The organism is Streptomyces iconiensis (assembly GCF_028657195.3).
Classification (GTDB): domain Bacteria; phylum Actinomycetota; class Actinomycetes; order Streptomycetales; family Streptomycetaceae; genus Streptomyces; species Streptomyces iconiensis.
Genome location: NZ_JANCPR020000108.1, coordinates 1 through 3,038 on the forward strand (window position 1 = coordinate 1; position 3,038 = coordinate 3,038).

Here is a 3,038-nt window from a genome sequence, read left to right on the forward strand (position 1 = left end):
TCGCCCCCCTCTAGGACTCCCCCCGCCCGTATCGGGTGAAGCCGCAGTTGGGCTTGCTCCGTGAAGGGGAGAGGAGTGGAGGCTTCCTCAGTGGTGGGGGGTGGAGGCTTCCTTGGAGATGGGGGGGCCTCTCGGCTTGGCAGACTTTTATGGAAAGGCAGTCATGAGCTACACCCCGGACACGACCCGTATCGGCTTCATCGGTCTCGGCATCATGGGTGCGCCGATGGCGCGGAATCTGTTGAAGGCGGGGTACGACGTCACCGCGTACAACCGCGACAGCAGCAAGACTGAGGCTTTTGTGAAGGAGGGGGGCAAGGCCGCCGGCAGTATCGCGGAGGTGGCGGCAGGCGTCGATGTGGTGATCACTATGGTGCCGGCTTCTCCGCAGGTCGAGGAGGTCGTCCTGCATGAGGGGGGCGTTCTGGACCATCTGCGGGAGGGTGGCCTGGTGATCGACATGTCCTCGATCACACCGCAGACCTCTCAGGAAGTGGCCAACGCCGCGAAGGAGAAGGGCATTTCGGTGCTGGACGCGCCGGTGTCCGGTGGTGAGGCGGGGGCCATCGAGGGGGCGCTGTCCATCATGGTCGGCGGTGAGCAGGACACGTTCGAGGCGGCGAAGCCGGTCTTCGAGGCGTTGGGCAAGACGATCGTGCTGTGCGGCCCGCACGGTTCGGGTCAGACGGTGAAGGCGGCGAACCAGCTGATCGTCGCCGTGAACATCGAGGCCGTCGCCGAGGCCGTGGTCTTCCTGGAGAAGTCGGGTGTCGACCTGACGGCGGCGCTCGATGTGCTGAACGGCGGGCTCGCGGGCTCGACCGTGCTCACCCGTAAGAAGGCCGGCATCCTCGCGGGCAACTACAAGCCCGGCTTCAAGATCGACCTGCACCACAAGGACATGGGCATCGTGACGGACGCGGCCCGCGCCGTGGGTGCGGCCGTGCCCGCCGGTGCGCTCGTCGCGCAGCTCGTCGCCGCGCTGCGTCAGCAGGGCGACGGCCAGCTCGACCACTCCGCGCTCGTGCGCGGCGTCAAGCGGCTGTCCGGCGAGAGCGGCAACTGAGGGTCGAACCCTCCCCACTGACCCCGGGCGGCGGCGTTGACACTGTCCTGTCGCGCCCAGGCGCCGCCGCCCGGACACCACCTGTACGGAACCTGGAGAGTGTCATGGCTCGAATGACCGCTGCCCGCGCGGCAGTTGAGATCCTCAAGCGCGAGGGTGTGGACACCGCTTTCGGCGTGCCGGGTGCGGCGATCAACCCGTTCTACGCGGCACTCCGTGCCAGTGGCGGCATCGAGCACACGCTCGCCCGCCACGTCGAGGGTGCCTCGCACATGGCCGAGGGCTATACGCGTACGGCGCCCGGCAACATCGGGGTGTGCGTCGGTACGTCGGGGCCCGCGGGCACCGACATGATCACCGGGCTGTACTCGGCGCTCGGCGACTCGATACCGATCCTGTGCATCACGGGGCAGGCGCCGGTCGCGGTGATCGAGAAGGAGGACTTCCAGGCCGTCGACATCACCTCCATCTCGGCGCCCGTCACCAAGAAGTCGACCACGGTCAAGGAAGCGGCGCAGGTCCCCGGCGTCTTCCAGGAGGCGTTCCACCTGATGCGCTCGGGCCGTCCCGGCCCCGTCCTCATCGACCTGCCGATCGACGTGCAGATGACGGAGATCGAGTTCGACCCGGACATGTACGAGCCGCTGGTGCCGCACCGGCCCGCCGCGTCCCGCCGTCAGGTGGAGAAGGCGTTCGACATGCTGGCGGAGTCCGAGCGCCCGCTGATCGTCGCGGGCGGCGGCATCATCAACGCCGACGCCTCCGCGCTGCTCGTGGAGTTCGCCGAGATCACCGGCATCCCCGTCATCCCCACCCTGATGGGCTGGGGCGCCATCAGCGACGACCACGCGCTGAACGCCGGCATGGTCGGCCTGCAGACCTCGCACCGCTACGGCAACGCGACGTTCCTGGAGTCGGACTTCGTCCTCGGCATCGGCAACCGCTGGGCCAACCGGCACACCGGCGCCCTCGCGGCCTACACCGAGGGCCGCACGTTCGTCCACGTCGACATCGAACCGACCCAGATCGGCAAGATCTTCGCCCCGGACTACGGCATCGTCTCCGACGCGCACGCCGCGCTCACCCTCTTCGTGGACATCGCCCGCGAACGCGCGGCGGCCGGCACCCTGCCCGACCGTTCCGCATGGGCGGCCTCGGCGCAGGAGCGCAAGGCGACGCTTCAGCGGCGTACGCACTTCGACAACGTGCCGCTCAAGCCGCAGCGCGTCTACGAGGAGATGAACCGCGCCTTCGGGCCCGAGACGCGCTACGTCACCACGATCGGCCTCTCGCAGATCGCCGGAGCCCAGTTCCTGCACGTCTACCGTCCGCGCCACTGGATCAACTGCGGCCAGGCGGGACCGCTCGGCTGGACCATCCCCGCGGCACTGGGTGTCGCCAAGGCGGACCCCTCGGCGAGCGTCGTCGCCCTGTCGGGCGACTACGACTTCCAGTTCATGATCGAGGAGTTGGCGGTGGGTGCCCAGCACCGCATCCCCTACGTCCACGTCCTGGTCAACAACTCCTACCTCGGCCTGATCCGCCAGGCCCAGCGCAACTTCGACATCGACTTCCAGGTCAACCTGGAGTTCGAGAACCTCAACGCCCCCGAGCTGGGTGCCTACGGCGTCGACCACGTCAAGGTCGCCGAGGGCCTGGGCTGCAAGGCGCTCCGCGTCACCCAACCGGAAGACCTCCTCCCCGCCTTCGAGGAAGCGAAGAAGCTCGCCGCCGAACACCGCGTCCCCGTAGTGGTGGAGGCGATCCTTGAGAGGGTCACCAACATCTCCATGAGCGGCAGCGACCTGGCCTCCGTCAACGAGTTCGAAGACCTGGCCAGCACCCCCACCCACGCCCCCACCGCCACCCTCCCCCTGACCTGACCCCTTCGACCAGAAAACGCCCCTCCGCCGCGCATCGCCGACTACCACTACTCCGTGGCTCGTCACGCAGTGCCCCGCCGCCCCTGGAG

At 68.4% G+C, this 3,038-nt stretch carries 2 protein-coding genes; both read left to right on the forward strand.

What is annotated here, in order from left to right; translation table 11 throughout:
• Positions 1–163: 163 nt before the first annotated feature.
• Positions 164–1,066, forward strand: a complete 903-nt coding sequence (locus tag NMN56_RS42835) for a 2-hydroxy-3-oxopropionate reductase (protein WP_274047555.1) — start codon at positions 164–166, stop codon at positions 1,064–1,066.
• 104 nt (positions 1,067–1,170) lie between these two features.
• A complete protein-coding gene (gene gcl, locus NMN56_RS42840) occupies positions 1,171–2,949 on the forward strand; it encodes a glyoxylate carboligase (RefSeq protein WP_283742576.1) in 1,779 nt (592 codons plus the stop codon).
• Positions 2,950–3,038: the final 89 nt, after the last annotated feature.